This is a genomic window from Thioalkalivibrio paradoxus ARh 1, assembly GCF_000227685.2.
GTDB lineage: Bacteria > Pseudomonadota > Gammaproteobacteria > Ectothiorhodospirales > Ectothiorhodospiraceae > Thioalkalivibrio > Thioalkalivibrio paradoxus.
This window is the reverse complement of sequence record NZ_CP007029.1, coordinates 1,003,950-1,021,876: the sequence shown is the minus strand read 5'-3', so window position 1 is coordinate 1,021,876 and position 17,927 is coordinate 1,003,950. Positions and strand designations below refer to the sequence as shown.

Genomic DNA, 17,927 nt, shown 5'->3' with positions numbered 1-17,927 from the left:
GGACACCATACCCGGCGGACATGGCGGGACCACGAACGTGGCGATAGCGGCGGGACAGATCATGCGCGATTCGAGTTTTTCCGTGGGCGTTTGCACGATATGGTTCGGGCGACGCCCATCGGCAATGCCTATGGGCGCCAGGAAAGCGTCCGCGAGAGCGAGGTCACCTTGCCGGGGTCCAGCATGCGGCTGTTCATCGTACGGATCACCGATCGCGCGCCAGGCGGTGGCGCGTCCACGCGCAGCGGAAACGCCAGCCAGTCCCGAACCACCATGCCGACCTCGTCGAACCCGAGCAGGTAACGGGCCGCAGTAGCGCCAGTGAAGCGCCCGTTGTATTCATAGATTGCGAGTCTTCCATCGCTCCCGCGCTGACACTGTATGTTCAGCGGTCCGCGCCAACCGGCTTCGGCAAAGGTCCTGACCCATTGCATTCCGGCCGACTCGAGCTCCGGATCCGTCGCGAGATCCACGCGTTCGCTCCGGCCGAAACGCATCAGGTTATCGGTCACCATCAGCCCTGAAATGCGACCCTCGGGCGCAATACAGCCCTGAATCGAGTGCTTGACCTCTTCGAAGGTGTGGAAAAGCGGCACACCATCGCGCGCGACACTCTGCGCATGGGCGCGCACCCGATCCGGGTCCCCCAGGAACTTCTGAAAGATATAGTCGTTCCGACCCACCAGCCTCGCCAATTGCTCCCGGTCCAGCACCAGAACGACGCCACGCGAGGCGAATCCGCTGACGGGCTTCGCGACCAGAGGGAAACCGTGCGCGTGAACGAAGGCGTCCAGCTCGTCCCGGGCGCAATCGGCCCTCAAGGTCGGGGCAAACGGCAGGCCCAGTGCGCTCGAGAAACGCCAGCTCTCCCATTTGTCGCTCAATGCGTCTGCAATCGATCGGCTGCCGCATAGATATCGGCTGCGCGCATTCGGATCCCGCTGCGCCCTCGCCGCCAGAAAGGCGACATCGTCATCCCTGCAGGGAATCACGAGGTCGGGTGCGGCCTCTTCCACGATAGCGTCGAAGCGCTGCTCGAATGCGCCCGGATCCGAGCCAATCCACGGCGCAAGATAGACGGCATCGAAGTCGAACAGGGTAGGCTCGTCTGCCTTGCTGTTTACGGCACGGATGTCCAGTTGGTCCCGCCGTTGCGACAGAGCGGCGATAATGTTCTGGCCCACAAGGCTGCCCCCTGACAGCAGCAATAGGCGAGGCCTTGTCACCGGATTGGTTCTCCGATCGGTACCTTCGGTCATTTCAAATCGTCCGCAACTGGTGAGTGAGACTCCGGATATCGTCGAGCGCAGCGAGCGACCAAAGCGTATCGAGCAGCTGCCGGATCCGACTCATCGCCATCCGGGGTTCGCAGAGCTCAATGAACTTCGACTCAAGCTCCTGATCCATCAATGGATTCAGCGGATGGCCTTTCGGGCGAGCGCAACTCCGCTCCAGCCGCCGCCCGTCGTCCAGCACGATCTCGACGCGCGACGGCCAGCTCGGCAGTTCGCCGGCGTGGGCCCGGGTCAGACCCGGATCTTCGACGACCCGGATTTTCTGCATCAGCGCTCGGATCTGGGGATCGCCAATGCGCTGCTCGGAGAAACTCTCAAGCGAAACTGCACCGTCGATCAGAGCAACCGCGGCGAGATAAGGCAGGCTGTGATCAGCACTTTCCCGCGTTGTCGGATGCCATTTCTCCACGTGGTCCCCCTGGCCGCCCCCGATCTCGTGCCAACCGCCCCAGTGCAGTGCAATGGTGATCGCAGTGACACGGTCGACTGTCAGTTGCGCTCTGAGATCGAGCAAAAGGGCGATCGGGCCCTGTGAGCTGTATTCCGATGGGTAGGGCTTGAAACCTGTGGCCTCGATTGCACTCAGACCGTTGTACGCGCGTCCGACGCCTCCCACCTCGAAAGCTGGCAGCCCCACCAGCTCGCACAGGCCCGCAATTCCGTTGAATGGTTCAGGTGGTCCAGTGAGTCCTTCGCGTGCGAGCCGGGCAGCGAAAACTCCCATCATGGCTCCATGCGCGGTTGCACAGCCCTTCCAGTCCGAGATCACGCCGGTGCGAACGACTCGAAGTGGAATATTCGGGGTCAACGCCAAGCTGATTGCATTCGCCATTTCCGTGGTATTGAGACCAAGGATGCGGCCGGCCCCGATCGCGCTCCCGATGACGGACTGAACCTGATCGACATGCCGTTTGCGCAGGCGGTGGAACCCCCCGCGCCTGAGTGCCGCTACCACTTCGTACTGAATGAACGTTGCCAGTAGCACATCGCTGCCACTCGACAATCGCGGCTCCGCCACCGCGAGGGTAGCGGGGATCATGTCGCTGGGATGGCCGCCGATCCCTGTGTCGTTGAAATCGAGGTATCGGACCATCACTGCGTTGGCGAACGCTGCATATTCAGGCGTGGTGGGCTGCTCAAGGCCAATGACCGTCGAACCCGGAGTCCCGCCGCTCAGCGCCGCGATACTGCGCGCGATCGCCGCCGGCTTCGCGTCCAGAGCCCCGATCGCACAGCCAATCGTGTCGACCACATGGCGAACGGTCGAATCGATGGCAGATTGCGTCAGAGCACCATAATCGAGCGAGACTGCGAACTCGGCGAGATTGCGCGTAGGTTGGTCCATGTCTCGGTTGGTCCATGGTGGGTGGCATGGATCCGTGCATCCTCCAATCGGTGACGATCCATGATTTGCGGTCCGGCCCGACGTCGGCGGGCGGGGTCGACGGGCAAAGGGTGCCGTGCACTGCTACTTCAGGTCCATCCATCGATCGCGTCGGTGAAGCTGGACCGAGCTCTCCGCGTGAGAATTCGGGCTTGGAGTTCGGTGACGTGGCGACTGTATAGCATTGTTCGCCGAGGATTTGCAGCGAAGGGATGGGGCGCGGCCACACCGAGAGTGCTTCCGGGCAGCCCAGGGAACCGGTTGCCGGCGATCAGTCGGGTGAACCTGGGGTGGATCCGGCATGACGGCGCTGCGTCTATACTGTAAATATGAACAGTATAGACGCAGCGCCGGATGCAGCTCCGGCCGGCTACGCCGAGCTGACCTGCCGCAGCAACTTCAGCTTCCTGTGCGGCGCATCGCACCCGGAAGAACTGGTGCGGCAGGCAGCGGCGCTGGGGTATCGCGCGCTGGCGCTCACCGACGAGTGCTCGCTGGCCGGGATCGTGCGCGCACACCAGGCAGCGGTGGAGACGGGCTTGCACTTGATCGTGGGTACCGATCTACGGCTTTGCGATGGCCCACGGCTGACGCTGCTGGCGCGTTCGCTGGCCGGTTACCGGACATTGTGCCGGCTGATCACCCATGCGCGCCGGGCAGGGAGTAAAGGCCGATACCGGCTCCGGGCGGACGATCTGTTACGGCCCGAGTGGTCCGGGCTGCCGGGCTGCGAGGTGTTGTGGCGTATCGAGACCCGCTGCGAAGACCCGGACGCGGCATTCTTGCGCAGGGATCTCGATTGGGCGGAGTGGCTGGGTCGAGCGGTATCGGCACAGCAGCTGCACCTGGCGGTCACGCTGGTGCGCAGCCCTGACGACACGTTGCTGCGGGCCCGGGCCGAGACTCTGGCCACGGCCAGCGGAATCCCGGTGCTCGCCTGCGGAGACGTACTGATGCATCTGCGCGGACGGCGCGCGCTGCAGGATGTACTGACCGCGCTGCGGCGGAAATCCACGGTCGCCGAAGCCGCGCCGGCGCTGTTCCCGAACGGCGAACGCTGCCTGCGCCCGCGCGACGAACTCACCCGGCTCTACCCTGCGGCCTGGCTCGCCGAAACCCTGAGGGTGGCGGACCGCTGCCGATTCCACATGGACGAGGTCCGCTATCAGTACCCCACCGACGCGATCCCCGCCGGCGAGCAGCCCGGGCCCTGGCTGCGGCGGCTGGTCGAGCAGGGCTGCCTGGAGCGCTGGCCCGAAGGCACGCCGGAGAAAGTCCAGGCGCAACTCGAGCACGAACTCGCGATCATCGCCGACCTCGGCTACGAACCCTACTTTCTCACCGTGCACGACATCGTGCGTTTCGCCCGCGAGCGCGGCATCCTGTGCCAGGGTCGCGGCTCGGCCGCGAACTCCGCGGTCTGCTACGCGCTCGGCATCACCGCGGTGGACCCGGCGCGCTCGAATATGCTGTTCGAGCGTTTCATCTCGCGCGAACGCAATGAGCCTCCCGATATCGACGTCGACTTCGAGCACGAGCGGCGCGAGGAGGTGATCCAGTACCTCTACCGGCGCTACGGACGCGAACGCGCGGCACTGACCGCGACCGTGATCCGCTACCGGCGCCGCAGCGCATTGCGCGACGTCGGCCGGGCACTGGGCATCAGCCGTGCGCGCATCGACGCGCTGACCGCGAACATGGCCTGGTGGGACGACGGCATCCCGCGCGAGCGTCTGCAGGAGGTGGGGCTCGACCCGGACGGGCCCCTGGCCCGGCAGTGGCAGACACTGGCGCAGATCCTGCGCGGCTTTCCCCGGCACCTGTCGCAGCACACCGGCGGCTTCGTGATCGCCGCCGGGCGGCTGGACGAACTGGTGCCGATCGAGAACGCCGCGATGGCCGGGCGCACCGTGATCCAGTGGGACAAGGACGACCTCGACGCACTGGGCCTGCTGAAGATCGACATCCTCGCGCTGGGGATGTTCTCCTGCCTGCGCCGCTGCCTGGAACTGCTCGCGCGGCACCGGAACCAGCACTGGGGGCTCGCCGACGTGCCGGCCGAGGACCCGGTGGTCTACGCGATGCTGCAACAGGCGGATACCGTCGGCGTGTTCCAGATCGAGTCGCGCGCGCAGATGAGCATGCTGCCGCGCCTGCAACCCGAGACCTTCTACGACCTGGTGATCGAGATCGCGATTGTGCGCCCCGGCCCGATCCAGGGCCGGATGGTGCATCCCTACCTGCGCCGCCGGCAGAAACGCGAACCGGTGACCTACCCGGGCCCGGAGGTGAAACGGGTACTCGAGCGCACGCTCGGGGTGCCGATCTTCCAGGAACAGGTGATCGAGCTGGCGATGGTCGCGGCCGGCTTCAGCGCTGGCGAGGCGGACGGCCTGCGCCGCGCGATCGGCGCCTGGCGCCGCACCGGAAACCTCGCGAAGTACCGCGACCGGCTGCTGGACGGCATGCGCAAACGCGGCTACCCGGCCACCTTCGCCGAGCAGATCTACCAGCAGATCCTGGGTTTCGGCGAATACGGGTTCCCTGAGTCGCACTCGGCGAGCTTTGCGCTGATCAGCTACGTCTCGGCCTGGTTCAAGTGCCGGGAACCGGCGATCTTCGCCTGCGCGTTGCTGAACAGCCAGCCGATGGGCTTCTACGCCCCGGCGCAGATCGTCGCCGACGCACGCCGCCACGGAGTCGAGGTCCGGCCGATCGACGTGACCGCAAGCCTCGCCGACTGCAGCGTCGAAGCTGTCTTCAGCAACACGGCTGGCAGCCCCGAGGGCCGTGGCAGTGCCCGGAGTGATGGCAGTAATCGAGGCGGTGGTCAAGCCAGCGCCGGGAATCGCTCAGGGAATGCCGGCGAGCGCAGGGAAGGTCGCGATCTGGCGCTGCGCCTGGGGCTCTCGATGGTGCGCGGTCTGCACGCCGACAGTGCGAAGCGCATCGTGGCAGCGCGCGTCGAACGGCCATTTCGGGATAGCGCCGATCTGGTGATCCGCGCGCGCCTCGATCGCGCCGAAGCCACGCGGCTGGCACAGGCCGGAGCGCTCGCCCGGCTGGCCGGGAACCGGCATCGCGCACGCTGGGATACCCAGGCGGTCGAGCCGCCATTGCCGCTGTTTCCCGCTGCCGGGGTTTCGCGGCCCGCAGCCGTTCCGATGCTGCCTGCACCGACGATCGCGGAGGATCTGCTGCAGGACTACGCCGGCACCGGCCTGACGCTGGGACCGCACCCGTTGGCCCTGCTGCGCGGACACCCGGGACTGGCCGGCATTCCCACCGCGGTCGAGCTGATCGCCGGCGGCCCGCGCGCCCGCGTGCGCTACACGGGTGTCGTGATCACCCGGCAGCGGCCAGGTTCAGCGAAGGGTACCGTGTTTCTGACTCTGGAAGACGAGTCGGGCACAGTGAATGTGATCGTCTGGCCGGCGCTGGTGGAAAAGGCGCGCGCAGCGGTCATCCACGCGCGACTGCTCGAGGTGACCGGCGTTCTGCAGCAGGAAGACGGCGTAACCCACCTGGTCGCACAACGGCTGCGAGACCGCAGCGCCTGGCTGGGCACGCTGGCCGTACGATCGCGGGACTTCGGATGACGTGGAGAGACGGCGGTGTTGTGCCTGGCGGCCGCCACACGACCGGGTTCGGGATCCGGGCGGACCCCTGGACCAGAAACGCGAACGCCCCCGCGCCATCAAGGGCGCGCGGGGGCGTTCGCGTTCGGGGCGGAACTCAGATGAACAGGCAGATATCGGCTTCGCCGGCGAACTCGAAGAACGCGGCAGCCCCGGCGTACTCGACACCGTCGATGAATTCGCCAGTATCCATCTCGAACAGATCCACCGTCATCTGACAAGCAATCATGCGGACTTCCGCTTCCATGCAGAGTTCGCGCAGGTCCTCCAGGCTCGCAACCCCCTTGGCCTTCATTTTCTGCTTCATCATCACCGTCATCATGCGCTGCATGCCCGGAAGCGCCTGGAGCAGAACCGGCACGGGCATTGGCATCGGCATGCCCGGGTTACCGAGCGAGCTGACCTGCAGATCCATCTTCTTCTTCAGGAGCTGCAGCCCGTAGAACGTGAAGAACACCTCAACGTCGTACCCGAGCGCTGCCGCGGTGGAAGCCAGGATGAACGGGGGATACCCCCAGTCCAGGCTGCCCTTGGTCGCGATAATGGCCAGTTTCTTGCTGTCACTCATGTCGAATATCCCCAAACTTTGGTCGATGTACGGCGTGGCGCCCGAAACGACAACCGCCACGGAATTCCCGAAGAAACCGGCCGGCCCGCTACGGCTCCGGTCTGGGCCGGAACCGAACTGATCCCGCCGGGCCCTGGTCCTGCGATTACAGCACCGCGCCGCAGCAGGGTTGGTTCAAACCTGCTGCGGCGCGCAACCGGCGAGACCGAGAAGATCCGCCTGCCTGACGCTCAGGCGCGAATCCGGCATCTACGACAACCAGGCATTTTCTGCTCAGACACCCTTACCCTGCGGTGTCTCCAGTTCTCGATCGCGCCGCCAGTCCCGGACCAGCGCGCAACCTGCACAAACCCCAAGGGCCGCGAGGCTCGCCCATACTGAGACCGGGACCAAAACCATCGCCAGAACAAACATGATCCATGCCAGAATTGTCATCGTATCGCTCCTGCCCGATCGCGCGGGTATTCTCTAAACCCTTTATTTTATGCGCATTTAGCACCTACGGTCAACCGTTGCGAGGACCTGATGCCGCCGCTACCCCGCGGCATCGGAGCGTGCGGCACGGCCTCCCGCGTCTGGCGCCGGCTGCTCGCGCTGACCGGAAGGCGCCGCCGCATGGGCCGGCTCCGTCGCGGACGGTGGATGCCCTTCATCCATGAACTGATCGTTGAGGCGCTGCACGTAGGTCTCGGCCTGTTCACGCAGCGCATGGAGCTGCCGGATCGCGCCCCGTCCCAGCCCTGCCGGCGCCTTGAGGAAGATCGAACGCCAGAAGGCCGTGTTGCGAAGAAACGCCGCGCGCCAGTTTCCGGACGCGGTTTCGTTTGGCAGCGTCCGCGCGATGCGCTGCGCGACCCAGCCACGATTGAAATAATGGATCCCGAGAAGCACGCCTGCGAAAAGCAGCACCACCAAGGTCGAAATCACCGGGTGGTCCCGCATCGACTGGGTCAGGGTGCCATCGAACCACGGAGCGAAGCCGCCGGTCAGCGACTGGCCGGCCCAGATCGCCACCGCCAGTACCACGCCCATCAACAGCGCGTTCGCCTGCACGACGCGCCGACGCCAGCGGCCGAGTGCGCGTGTCAGCGCCGGCAGGGCGTCCATCTCGATCGACTCGGCGATGGCCTGCATCGCCCCGACGATGCGGTAGGAACGCGAAGAACTGATCTCGGCGATCTTGTGGTGAATCTCCTCCCGGTCCTGGGCCGACTTGTACTCGTAGCGCGCGCGTACCTTCTCGTCGCCGATCTCGACCGCCGCGCTCGGGTTGTACAGGCAGTAAAAGCGGCCGGTCGCCGTGCCCTGACGCACCACGGCCCGCTGCCAGGCCGATACCACTTCCTCGAGGTTGTCCTCGCGCCAGGTCGTGTCGATCTGGTTCAGGATGAACACCAGCTTGGTGAAGTCATTGCGTGCCGCGACACGATTGACGAGGTGTTCGAGCGTGTCGCGCATCGCACCGGGTTCCGGATGCCGGGCGTCGAAGAAGACCAGCACCAGATCCGACAGATCGATGATGTGGTCGGTCAGCTGCAGGATCGTCGCCCGCTGCTCGTCGGCATCGAATCCCGGCGAGTCGATCAGAATGCGCCCCCGCAGGCGCTCGGATCGAACCGTTTTCATCGCCAGGAAATGATCGACCGTGCGGCCTCCTCCGTCACTGAGCCGTTCGATCTCGTCGCTGACCCGGTAGAACGGAAACCGCGGATCGCCATCCAGCGCCAGCCCGGGAAGCTCCTGGACCTTGTCGCTGGTGCCATAGCTGATCACGGTGAAACGGTCGTCGACCGCCTGGCTCCCGCTGCGCTGTACCGTGGTTCCGATGTACTCGTTGATGAACGTCGACTTGCCGGCCGAGAAGGTGCCAAGCACCGCGATCATCGGCCACCAGGAAATGGTGAAGGCGTAAGACTCTTCCTCCGGATCGAGCAGGCCCGCCGCGTATCCGACCCGGTCCAGGGCCTGGAATGGGCTCACAACCCCTTCCAGCGCCGGGTTTTCCTCCGACAGACGGTTGCTGAGGCGACTTAGTTGCTGACTCACTCGGTTGCCGGGACGGTTGAACATGCAAGCTCCGTGTCGTAGGTCTGGAGGGCCGCCCTGGCGACGGCCTCAGTGCTGGGGAAAGAACGGGGCCGGCGATCCAGGGAACGGACCGGGATTGCCACTGAACGGGTTGAACGAATTCATCATGCCGAGCGGGCCCGACACGTTGCGGTTCAGACTCCACATGTCGCGCTGCATGTGCAGGGTCGACCCCGCCATGGTCTTCGTGTCCGAAGACATCGAGCGGATATTGACGTTCATCGTGCCGATGTCCCGGGTCATCGAGGCGATGTTGCGGTTCATCGCGAGCATATTTTCGTTCATGGAGACCATGTTCTCGTTGATGTACACCATGCGTTCGTCGATGTCGCCCATCTTCGCCGCCATCACCGTCATCTCCCGGTCGATCGTCCGGGTCATCGCCGACATCTCGATCGCGAGACGGCTCACGTCCCGGGTCAGGCTTGTGATCAGCCAGAACCCGTACACCGCGAGCACCACGAACGCGACCAGCGAAGAATAGACGATCAACTGCAGTCGTCGGGAACGTACGTCGTACTCGTCCGGATCCACGTGCCGGGCGTCGTTACGATAGTCGAATTCACTCATTACGTCAGTTCCAGCCAAAATGGAATAGGGGCTCGGCGATGCCGCCGGCCGGGTTCAATCATCACCCGCCGCAGCGCGGTCCACGATCTCCCGCAGCGTCGACTGCAGACCCAGCGCGCGCTCCTGCAGCGCGATCGGCAAGGGTCGGCCGCCATGAATCACCAGGTCGAGATTCGGCGTCATCAGCCAGAGCCCACCACGTTCATCCTCGTGCAAGATGATCCTGCAGGGAAGAAACGCCGCCATCGCCGTGGTATGGCGGATCAGGTCCGCAGCCAGCTCGGGTTCGCAGAACAGGTAGACCTTCAGGAACGGAAACCCCACGCCCGCCCGGTTCCGCACCTGCCGATCGACCGACAGCGCTCCCAGTGTGTGCAGGTCCGCCGCCTCGGCGGCCCTGCCAAGCGCAATCTCGACATCCGCAACCGTGAGCCCGGCTGCGACACTGCGCTGGTAGACGAGTGCCGCCGTCGGATCACCGGTGGCAAGTATCGTTCGTGCAACCTCGGAATAAACGCCGAGCGCAGCCTCATCGAGGCTGCGCACCTTGTGCATATAGGGCTCGAGGACGAGGATCAGGCCACCGATCGCCACCAGCGTTAGCAGCCCCACCAGGGCGAGCACGTTCCGCACCAACCGCATCCAGCATCCCCGTCGTCGGCGACCGATAAGCGCCGGGGCTCGGCCCCCGGTTGAGGCTGCCCTGCTTGCCGCCCACCATTTCAGAACCTCCTAATATTCTACCTGAATCGCTCCAGATATGCGCGGCCGGACGGATGGAAACGGTCGTAGACAGGAGCAAGACGCCGCAGCATCGACGCCCGCTCGTTCTCGGGCAGCGCCCGCAGCGCGTCATCAAACGCAGCGAGTGCGCGGCGAGTGTCTCCCGCCGCGAAATGGAAATTGCCCAACTCACCATAGAGGTCGGCCCGCTCGGGCGCATCGGGCGCGACGCCCTCCAGACCCGCTGCCAGCACCTGCGCCGCCGCACGCGGCCCGCGGCTGCGAAAGGCCGACCGAGCTTCGGCAAGAAGATCCGCAGACGCGACCACTCCGGGGGCATCGGCGTCAGCAACCGCGTCGCGCTCCTCTGGCACTGCCGGCGCCGGGGCTTCGACCGCCGCCTCGGGCTCATCCGGCACTGCCGGCGCCGGGGCCTCGGCCACCGTCTCAGGCTCCTCCGGCACTGCCGGCGCAGGGGCCTCGGCCACCGTCTCAGGCTCCTCCGGCACTGCCGGCGCCGGGGCTTCGACCGCCGCCTCGGGCTCCTCCGGCACTGCCGGCGCCGGGGCTTCGACCGCCGCCTCGGGCTCCTCCGGCACTGCCGGCGCCGGGGCCTCGGCCACCGTCTCAGGCTCCTCCGGAACCGCCGGCGCAGCGGCCTCGGCCACCGTCTCAGGCTCGTCCGGCACTGCCGGCGCTGGGGCTTCGGCTACCGCTGCGGTTTCGTCCGGACCGGCCGGCGCCGGGGCCTCGGCCACCGCGTCGGGCTCGTCCGGCACTGCCGGCGCAGCGGCCTCGGCCACCGCATCAGGCTCGTCCGGCACTGCCGGCACCGGGGCCTCGGCCACCGTATCAGGCTCGTCCGGCACTGCCGGCGCCGGGGCTTCGGCTACCGCTTCGGGTTCATCCGGAACCGCCGCCGCCTCGGTAGTCATCTCCGCTGGGGCTGAATCCGACGCAGTGCCTCCCGCCAGCCAGTCCCGGTTGGCCCAGGCAATCACCCAGAGCAGAATGACGAGCAGGATCCAGTACTTCCGCAAGAAAGTGCGTACCGCAGACATGAGTCACCTACATCGGTTGTGCATGGGAACCCCCCGGTATCACCGGCGGGACTTTCGGAAGAGCGCCCTGGCCAACTCATCCAGCTCGTGCGCTGCCTTACCCCGGCGCTCCAGCTCGTGCACCGACAGCCCCTCGCTGAACGAGCGGCGAAAGGCCATACGCTGGCGCAGGCGCGGGCGTACCGCCCTCAGGCCGTCGATCATACCCAAAGCACCAAAGGCCTCGTCCGACTCGCGCACGGCCTGGTGGGTATCGGCACGGTTGATGAACCCGACGATCTCGGGCTTCTCCCGGTCGCCGCGCAGTTCCAGGATCTTGCGCACAAAGCGCTGCGTGGACCAGACATCCGCCTGGCTCGGCGGCACCGGAATCACGACCTGGTCGGCCGCGAGGATCGCCGCATACATGGTGCCGAGGTCGGAGGGGCCGACATCGACGATGATCTCTTGATACTTGTCGCTCGCGTGCAGGGCTTCTTCTAGGCTCTGCGACAGCTCCAGCGACGGCGAATAACCTTCTTCTTCACGCACACGAATCACATCGGTCAGCGTCGCCTGCGGATCGAGGTCGACAGCCAAGACCGTACGCTTGTTGCTCAGCACCCACAGTGCCAGGTTGAACGCGACCGTACTCTTGCCGGTGCCACCCTTGAGGTTGCCAATCACTGTCAGCATGCACGGCCTCGATACGACAAAGTGGAAAGAACCTGCCCGGTCGAGACCGGGCAGGCTGCACTTACGGCGAGCTTACCAGCGCGGGCCACCGTAGCCGGGGCCGTAGCCGTGACCCGGCCCGTACCCGTAGGGTTGGCCATAGCCGTAGGCATCACCGTAGCCGCGGCCGTAGCCGTGACCGCGGCCGGTACCGCGAGCCGAGAAGTCGAAGTCGCTGAACATGTCGCCGAAGCCGAACATGTCACCCAGACCGCGACCATACCCCGGGCCGTAGCCGTAGCCGGGGCCGCCGTATCCATACCCCGGCCCACCCCAGCCGCCAGGACCACCCCAGCCACCGGGACCACCCCACTGCGCCGAAGCCATCATCGGGGCCGCGGAAAGGGCACCAAGGGACGCAGCCAGAACAACTGCCTTAACGATCTTACTCATGTACAACCTCCAATGGGAGTTCGGCCCTCGTTTGAACTGCATGCCGGCCAAGAGGGCCATCAACCAGCACGCATTATTGTTCTTCGGTCGATTGTGCTTCAGTCGCCATGCTCAATAGTGGAGTCCAAACAGCGGAACGGTGCCCAGTGGAGATCCGTAGAGCGGCGACAACAGCCCGGACGTACCAAGACCGGTTCCAGGATAGAGCATACTACTACCCGGATAGCCTCCGTACGGAAGCAGCCCCGGATAAAGACCGAGCCCCGGGTACCCCAGCGACCAGGGCGACAACAGCCCGTAGCTGTCCCCAAGCCCCGGGTAGAGCGTACCCGCAACACCCGGCGCTTGCAGTCCATACGAAATGCCGGGCGTGTGGCGCAGCATCTCGTCATAGCGCGTACCGGGCTGGGTCAGTGGAGCTACGGGGTCCCTGGGCCGACGTCGATCAAAAGTCGGGTCATATTCCGGCGGGGCAAACCGTCCATCATTATAGGGCTGATAGGTCGGTGCCGGAGGCCGATGGTCCGGGACCGCCCAGGGATTGCGATCGCGGGCCGGGACATCCCCTCCCAGCAACAGGCAGAGCGCAATGCACGGCCCAAACGCCCAGCGTGGCGCCAGTCGCGTTGCGCGATCCGCTGCCCTATCGTTCATCGCCCCCGATCTCCTGTCACGCCGCGGGTAACCGCATCGTCGCGGTCACCCGCAGCGCCAAGCGCTGCGCTTACTCGGCGGCCGGGGCGTAGCCGTACCCGCCGCGGTCCGCGCCACGCTCTTCCATTCCCTTGCGGCGCTCTTCCATCATTTTCATGATCTCTTTGCGCTGCCGTTCCATTTCTTCCATATAGGCCGCGCGCCCGGCCTCCATCGCCTTCATGCGCGCCTCGTGCATCGCTTCCATCTGCTCCATGTACTCCTTGCGCTCGGCTTCCATCTTCTCCATGTACGCCTTGCGCTCGGCTTCGATTTCCTTCATGCGCTCCTCGCGCTCGGCCATCAGCGCCTTCATCTCCTCGGACATCTCCGGCATCTCGGCGGGGTAACCCTCGCGGACCCAGGGCGGCGGTTCGAACGCCGGCCTTTCACGATCCATGAAGTCCGGGCGCGGCGGCATTCCATAGCCATGCCGGGGACCAAAGCCCTCACGCGGGCCATAGCCGTGACGCGGGCCGTAGCCCATCGGAGCCTGGCCATAGGCCGGAACGCCGTAACCGTAGCCGGCAGCGGTCTTTTCCTGCCCTTCCTCTGCCTGAGCGCCACCCGCGAGTGCGAACGCCGTGGCCACGGCCAGTGCGGTCAGGGAAAACTTGCCGAAACGCTTGCTCACTTCATGCTTCATAAGGTCGATCTCCTTGCATTGAGAGTCGTGGGTAAATCATTTCAAGCGAATGCCGCGCCGGCGGCGAGCACCGCTTGCTGCGGAACCCGACGACGCGCCTTTGGCGGCTTCATCATCGTCGGATTCTGCCTCGTGGGCCCCGGTGCTGTGGTCGGTGCTGCCCAGCCGAGCCCCGCCCTTGGACGCAGACGCCTCGGCATCTGCGTCCGCCCTGGGCTTGGCCCGCCCCGAAGCCGGTTTGGAAGCGCGCCTGGTTGGGGGCTCTTGTCCGGTAGATGCGCGGGTCGCCTTCGGTTCCTCGTCGGCGGCCGGGACGGCAGTGCCTGATGGGGCCTTTTCGGTGTTTTCGGCCCCGGCGCGTCCACTGCCGGCACTGCGTTTGCGGTCGGGTTGCGGCTCGTTTTCGGACCGATGCTCCGGCGCCTCGGCACGACCGCGCGATTCGCCGTGCTCGCCGGGTTCCGCCTGCGTCCCCTGTGCACCCGATGGCGCATCTCCGCGGGGAGTACCCCCGGCAGGGCCGCCACCACCACCGCCATCCGGAGGCGCCGCAGGACCGCCACCGCCTGGCCGCGGACCGTCACCGCCCCCCACCAGACGCAGGATCCAGCGTGCAAGCGCACGCAACAGCTGCACCACACCTTCGACAAAGCTGGCTGCCAGCGACCGCAGATAGAGACCGGTCAACCCGATGAACTTCATCACGGGGCCACCCGCCGGGTCGGTCATCTTCGTACTGGACGGGAACCTGGGGCCTCCCTGATCTGGCTCACCGTTCGGTTCGGTCTGCACGGCACACGCGGCGGCACCTCCGGAACCCCCACCGGCCGCGTTCGCCTCCAAGGTGCGTCGGGCACTGATGCAGCCGAGAGGAATGACCAGCAGAGTCAGCAGCGTGGCGACGATCGTGCCGAACATCAGCGAGATGGCCATGCCCTGGAAGATCGGATCGAACAGAATCACGCTGGAACCCGCGAGCAGCGCGAACGCGGTGATCAGGATCGGCCGAGTGCGCGCCTGGCAGGCGTTAATCATCGCGTCCATCACCGACTGCCCTTCCGCCACCTGATGCCGCGCGAAGTCCACCAACAGGATCGAGTTCCGGACGATGATTCCTGCGAGTGCGATAAAACCGATCATCGAGGTCGCGGTGAATTCGGCTCCGAGCAGCCAGTGGCCGGGAATGATCCCGATCAGCGTCAGCGGGATCGGAGCCATTACGATGGCCGGCAACAGGAAGTTTCCGAACTCCCAGACGACCAGCATGTAGATCAGCACCAGTGCGATCGCGAATGCGATGCCCATATCGCGGAAGGTCTCGTAGGTGACCGTCCACTCGCCCGCCCACTCGAACGCTACGTTGCCGTCGTTCGGGGGCGGCCCCACCCAGTGAGGCTTGAGTTCGCCTCCGCCAGGCAGGCGGTATTCCTTCAACTGCTCCTGAACCTCGAGCATGCCATAGATCGGCGCCGCCAGGCGGCCCACCGTCTCGGCGGTCACGTACTCGACCGGCCGCAGATTCTTGTGGAAGATCGGTTCGTCCTGGGGCAGGCGCACGAACTCACCCAGCTCCGATAAAGGCACCGAGCCTCCGGCCATGTTCGGCACCGGCAGCAACAGCAGTCGCTGCAGATCCGAGCGCACGACCATCGGCAGGCGGATCTGGATCAGATGCGGCTCGACCAGCGACCGGGCCTTCACGTCGCCGACGATTTGGCCGCCGACCGCGGTCTCGAGCGTACGGTTGACCGCGTCGACCGTCACGCCCCGACGCAACGCCTTGTCGCGTTCCACGATGAAGTGCCAGACGTCGTACTGCGCCTGCAGGAAGCTGTCGACGTCGTCGAGATGCGGTGCGTTATCGAACATGCGTTCGAGATCCCGCGCAACGCGGCGGCGAATCTCGGGCTCGGGCCCGTAGACTTCCGCCACCACCGATTGCAGTACCGGCGGACCGGGCGGCATCTCGACGACCTGGACCCGCGCACCGGCGGCGTGGGCGATCGGGGCAAGAATCTCGCGCGCCTCGACCGCGATCTCGTGACTGCTCCTCTTGCGGTCGCCCTTGTCGACGAGCTGAACCTGGATATCGGCCTGCCAGGGTTCCTGGCGCAGATAATAATGCCGCACCAGACCGTTGAAGTTGAACGGCGAGGCAGTCCCGACGTAGGCCTGAACGGCCGTCACCTCGGGCAGTTCGCGGAGCACCATCGCGAGATCATGGGTGAGCGTCGCCGTGCGCGGCAGTGCAGTGCCCTCCGGGAAGTTGATCACCACGTTGAATTCGGGCTTGTTGTCCAGCGGCAGCATCTTCACCGAAACATCCTTGGTGAAGAACAGCATCACGGTGAGAAAGAACACCACGACGATCCCGATCAGGAACCCCCAACCGTACACACGGTTGTGCACGAGCCCGGGGATGGCCTTGGAAAAGAACCGCCCCATCATCTCGTTCTGCTTGTGTTCCTTCTCCTCGGCCCGCTGCAGGTAGTCGATCGTCGGGCGCAGGCGCCACGCAAGCCAGGGCGTGAACAGGAAGGCCGCCACCAGCGAGAACAGCATCGCCACCGAACCCAGCGCTGGGATCGGCTGCATGTACGGGCCCATCATGCCGGTCACGAAACCCATTGGCAGCAGCGCCGCGATGACGGTAAAGGTCGCGAGAATGGTCGGGTTGCCGACCTCGGCCACCGCGTCCACCGTCGTCTCGGTGTCAACGCCGCGTTTCATCAGCCAGCGGCGATAGATGTTCTCGACCACCACGATCGCGTCGTCGACGAGGATACCGATCGCAAAGATCAGCGCGAACAGGCTGACCCGGTCGATGGTGTACCCCATCAGCCAGGCGCTGAACACGGTGAACAGCAGCACGACCGGGATCACGATCAGCACCACCACCGCTGCCCGCAGACCGAGGAAGATGAACACCAGCACCGTCACCGCGGCGGTCGCGATGAACAGCTTGAACATCAGCTCGTTCACCTTCGCGTTCGCAGTCTCGCCGTAGTTGCGGGTAACGGAAACCTCGACGTTGTCGGGAATGACCTGCCCCTTGAGCATCTCCAGCCGCTCGAGGATGCCGTTGGCCACGGCCACGCCGTTGCTGCCTTCCTTCTTCGCAATGGCGATCGTGACCGCGGCGGCGCCCTCGGGCGCCTCGTCGGCATGGTGGCCCGCGACGCCGGTGTAATAGCGCACGAAGCGGTCGACTTCGCCGGGTCCGTAGATCACTTCCGCCACGTCGCGGACGTAGACGGGACGCCCTTCCTCGACGGTAACCAGGATGCGGCCGATATCCTCGGCGTCCCGAAGGAACGCACCGGTGTAGATCGGGGTGCTGGTCGCGCCGATCTCGACGCTGCCGGCGGTCCGTTCGGAGTTCGCGGCCTGTAGCGCCTGAGCGATCTGCTCCATCGTCACGTTGTGGCCGGCAAGGCGCTCCGGCTGGACTTCCACCCGCACCATTTCCTCGCGCCCGCTGACCACGAAGCTCTGGGAGGTATTCGGCACCTCGTTCAGGTATTGCAGGCTATCCAGCGCAATCTGTCGAAGCAGCGCGTCGTCGAGATCATGCGACCAAAGGGTCAGTGTGACGGTCGGGACGTCATCGACACCCTTCGGCTTGACCATCGGCTCCGACACCCCGGGCGGCATCAGATCCCGGTTCGACATCAGCTTGTCATGCACCTTCACGATCGAGGATTCCATTTCCTCGCCGACATCGAACTGCACCGTGACCATCGCCTGACCGCGGTGCGAGATCGAGTACACGTTGTCGACCCCGGACATCTCGCTCATCAGGCGTTCCAGCGGCCGCGCGACCAGGCTGGCCACCTGTTCCGACGGAACCCCCGGGTAGGACACGAAGACGTCGACCATCGGCACCGAGATCTGCGGATCCTCCTGGCGCGGGGTGATGATCAAACCCAGCACACCAATGGCCAGCGTCGCCAGCAGGAGTAGCGGAGACAGCGGAGAGTGAATGAAGCTCTGGGCCATCCGGCCGGCGAGGCCGAGATCCTTTTCGGGTTCCTGGCCTTCGCCTGCCTGCTGAGTTTTTTGCTCGGACATGGTTGTTATCAGTCTCGTTCTTTGTGTCCCGGTGCGGCCGGGAACGGCCGCAACTCCTCCTGGTGGGCCGGCTCCCGGCCCAG

General features: G+C 65.5%; 12 protein-coding genes. 1 reads left to right on the top strand and 11 read right to left on the bottom strand.

All coding sequences use genetic code 11. The annotated features are described in order from the left end of the window. Nucleotides 1-128: 128 nt before the first annotated feature. Together THITH_RS04735 and THITH_RS04730 are read right to left on the bottom strand one after the other, a co-directional pair. Nucleotides 129-1,184 (bottom strand): ATP-grasp domain-containing protein, encoded by a 1,056-nt coding sequence (locus THITH_RS04735; protein ID WP_156925488.1) that lies wholly within the window; start codon nt 1,182-1,184, stop codon nt 129-131. 76 nt (nt 1,185-1,260) lie between these two features. Then, nucleotides 1,261-2,640, bottom strand: coding sequence for an MmgE/PrpD family protein (locus tag THITH_RS04730; protein WP_006748858.1), 1,380 nt, complete (start codon nt 2,638-2,640; stop codon nt 1,261-1,263). Between the two features lie 368 nt (nt 2,641-3,008). Between THITH_RS04730 and THITH_RS04725 the strand changes: the two genes are divergently transcribed. Beyond that, entirely contained in the window at nt 3,009-6,278 is a 3,270-nt protein-coding gene (locus THITH_RS04725) for an error-prone DNA polymerase (protein ID WP_006748859.1), read from the top strand. Between the two features lie 136 nt (nt 6,279-6,414). Here THITH_RS04725 and dsrE2 read toward each other — a convergent pair whose 3' ends face one another. From dsrE2 to THITH_RS04675, 9 genes are all read right to left on the bottom strand, one after another. Further along, on the bottom strand, nt 6,415-6,885 hold the full coding sequence (gene dsrE2 / locus THITH_RS04720; RefSeq protein WP_006748860.1) for a sulfur carrier protein DsrE2: 471 nt from the start codon (nt 6,883-6,885) through the stop codon (nt 6,415-6,417). Nucleotides 6,886-7,419: 534 nt separating this feature from the next. Further along, entirely contained in the window at nt 7,420-8,955 is a 1,536-nt protein-coding gene (locus THITH_RS04715) for a dynamin family protein (protein WP_006748862.1), read from the bottom strand. Between the two features lie 45 nt (nt 8,956-9,000). After that, nucleotides 9,001-9,543: a hypothetical protein gene (locus tag THITH_RS04710; RefSeq protein ID WP_006748863.1), complete on the bottom strand. Its 543-nt coding sequence runs from the start codon at nt 9,541-9,543 to the stop codon at nt 9,001-9,003. 54 nt (nt 9,544-9,597) lie between these two features. Further along, on the bottom strand, nt 9,598-10,185 hold the full coding sequence (locus tag THITH_RS04705) for a DUF302 domain-containing protein (protein ID WP_006748864.1): 588 nt from the start codon (nt 10,183-10,185) through the stop codon (nt 9,598-9,600). 98 nt (nt 10,186-10,283) lie between these two features. Then, entirely contained in the window at nt 10,284-11,327 is a 1,044-nt protein-coding gene (locus THITH_RS17040) for a hypothetical protein (protein WP_051418620.1), read from the bottom strand. A 39-nt stretch (nt 11,328-11,366) separates the two neighbouring features. After that, nucleotides 11,367-12,002, bottom strand: coding sequence for an AAA family ATPase (locus THITH_RS04690; protein ID WP_006749000.1), 636 nt, complete (start codon nt 12,000-12,002; stop codon nt 11,367-11,369). A 72-nt stretch (nt 12,003-12,074) separates the two neighbouring features. Next, nucleotides 12,075-12,434 carry a sulfur globule family protein gene (locus THITH_RS04685; protein WP_006749001.1) on the bottom strand — a complete coding sequence of 120 codons (360 nt, stop codon included), beginning with the start codon at nt 12,432-12,434 and terminating at the stop codon, nt 12,075-12,077. A 724-nt stretch (nt 12,435-13,158) separates the two neighbouring features. Continuing rightward, nucleotides 13,159-13,773 (bottom strand): OmpH family outer membrane protein, encoded by a 615-nt coding sequence (locus tag THITH_RS19530; protein WP_006749003.1) that lies wholly within the window; start codon nt 13,771-13,773, stop codon nt 13,159-13,161. Nucleotides 13,774-13,809: 36 nt separating this feature from the next. Next, nucleotides 13,810-17,844 (bottom strand): efflux RND transporter permease subunit, encoded by a 4,035-nt coding sequence (locus THITH_RS04675; protein WP_006749004.1) that lies wholly within the window; start codon nt 17,842-17,844, stop codon nt 13,810-13,812. Between the last annotated feature and the right edge of the window lie 83 nt (nt 17,845-17,927).

Excerpts from the sequence above, each read along its gene's own strand:
- THITH_RS04730 (WP_006748858.1), bottom strand. The coding sequence starts at position 2,640 with ATGGACCAACCTACGCGCAATCTCGCCGAGTTCGCAGTCTCGCTCGAT.
- THITH_RS04725 (WP_006748859.1), top strand. The coding sequence starts at position 3,009 with ATGAACAGTATAGACGCAGCGCCGGATGCAGCTCCGGCCGGCTACGCC.
- dsrE2 (WP_006748860.1), bottom strand. The coding sequence starts at position 6,885 with ATGAGTGACAGCAAGAAACTGGCCATTATCGCGACCAAGGGCAGCCTG.
- THITH_RS04715 (WP_006748862.1), bottom strand. The coding sequence starts at position 8,955 with ATGTTCAACCGTCCCGGCAACCGAGTGAGTCAGCAACTAAGTCGCCTC.
- THITH_RS04710 (WP_006748863.1), bottom strand. The coding sequence starts at position 9,543 with ATGAGTGAATTCGACTATCGTAACGACGCCCGGCACGTGGATCCGGAC.
- THITH_RS04705 (WP_006748864.1), bottom strand. The coding sequence starts at position 10,185 with ATGCGGTTGGTGCGGAACGTGCTCGCCCTGGTGGGGCTGCTAACGCTG.
- THITH_RS17040 (WP_051418620.1), bottom strand. The coding sequence starts at position 11,327 with ATGTCTGCGGTACGCACTTTCTTGCGGAAGTACTGGATCCTGCTCGTC.
- THITH_RS04690 (WP_006749000.1), bottom strand. The coding sequence starts at position 12,002 with ATGCTGACAGTGATTGGCAACCTCAAGGGTGGCACCGGCAAGAGTACG.
- THITH_RS04685 (WP_006749001.1), bottom strand. The coding sequence starts at position 12,434 with ATGAGTAAGATCGTTAAGGCAGTTGTTCTGGCTGCGTCCCTTGGTGCC.
- THITH_RS19530 (WP_006749003.1), bottom strand. The coding sequence starts at position 13,773 with ATGAAGCATGAAGTGAGCAAGCGTTTCGGCAAGTTTTCCCTGACCGCA.
- THITH_RS04675 (WP_006749004.1), bottom strand. The coding sequence starts at position 17,844 with ATGTCCGAGCAAAAAACTCAGCAGGCAGGCGAAGGCCAGGAACCCGAA.